Annotated in this window: 1 protein-coding gene; it reads right to left on the minus strand. The window is 63.9% G+C overall.

Annotated elements, in window-relative coordinates:
* Positions 1-21 precede the first annotated feature (21 nt).
* Complete coding sequence (locus C7411_RS36795; protein WP_110389037.1) at positions 22-1,347, minus strand: IS4 family transposase; 1,326 nt, start codon at positions 1,345-1,347, stop codon at positions 22-24.
* Positions 1,348-1,471: the final 124 nt, after the last annotated feature.

Consider the following 1,471-nt stretch of genomic DNA (forward strand, 5'->3'; position numbering starts at 1 on the left):
CCAGCCCTTTCAAGGTCTTGATCAAGATGTCCCGCCTTTAGCGCGTTTAAGCAGGCGAGCGGTACTGTGATGGGCACGGGCTACCGCGCCTTCGACATATGGAGCAGGTTTGCGGGTTTTGGGGCCACGCGTGCGTGTGCGTACCTGGGCCGGATCGACGCTGCGGGCCAACTCGAGCAGTTTGCCGGCAATCACATCCGGCGTGGCATCGCTCCAGCGCGACCATTCATCCGGCGGCAGCGCGATGAGCATGCCCTCATACTGGCTGCGAATCTGCACGGCAAGGTAATAGGTCGAGACCTCCGGTGGCGGTGAGCGTGTTTCATCGGCCGCAGCATGCGCTGCCTCCACGCTACGCTTGAGCATGGCCAGCACGTTGTACGCCAGCACCGCGACGGTAAAGCCCAGCAGTGCGGCACGTGGATGACCCAGGGTGCGAATCTCGCTGTGCATGACCGACTCGAGTCGCTGGAACATGCCTTCGATCCGCCAGCGCTTGCGATACAGCCGGGCAATTTCGTTCGCGCCGACTGCGGCAGGCAGGTTGCTCCACAGCCGGATCACTGTGTCGCCCGCCTCGGTGGGCTGGTCCAGTTGCAGTTCGATGCGTCGCCAGCCCCGCAGCCCTGACTTCAGGTCGATGCGTTGCTCACGTACCTGCCCGGTCTCGATGCGCCCAGCTTCCAGCCAGGCACCACTACTGGCAAGCGCAGGGCTGTTGCGGCCATGTTCGCGCACGATGAAGCTGGCCTGCGCCTGATGCCACCCCTGCAGGATCGTGCTGGTGCAGAAGTTCCGGTCGGCCAGCCACAGTTCGCCCGGGGCGGCACATTCGAGCAGCGGGGCCATGGCAGCACGCTCCTGCGCGTGTGCGTCCTCAATCGCGATCAGATCTGTGACCAGACCCAGATCCGGCTCGTAGACGACCAGCGCGTGCCCGGGCAAGGCGGCGCCCCGCTGCTCGCGCAGCGCCGACAACCGTTTCTCACTGGCCGGCAGGTGATTGCCATCAAGCACACGCACACGCCAGCCGGGCAGGCTGGTCTGGCATGGCCATGCTGCCAGCACCGGCTCCAGACGCTGTGCGCTGCCCTGTACCAGGGCACGCAGGATCGCAGGTTCGGTGCGGTTGACCTTCTCGTACAGCGCGGCCAGCGACACTGGCAGGTGCTTCGTTTGCGTCGCAGCAGCGTGCAGCGACGGGCTCAATCCAAGCGACACCAGCGTCATCAGTTCCACCACTGTCGAGAACAGCAATTCCCGTGGATATTGTCGCTGCCGGTGCTCGGCGAACACCTCATCGACCCACTGCGGCGCGATGGCTCTTTGCAGTGCCAGGCGTGCCATCACGCATACTGGTGCCTGCTGCTCGAAACGCTTCATCACCTCGTCAAACATTCCTTCGTACCCGCCATCCTTGAACAGGCCGCCAGGTTACCAGGTTTGACGCACAAAGACCTTGAAAGGGCTG

It is taken from the genome of Paraburkholderia silvatlantica (assembly GCF_003096715.1).
Taxonomy (GTDB): Bacteria; Pseudomonadota; Gammaproteobacteria; order Burkholderiales; family Burkholderiaceae; genus Paraburkholderia; species Paraburkholderia silvatlantica.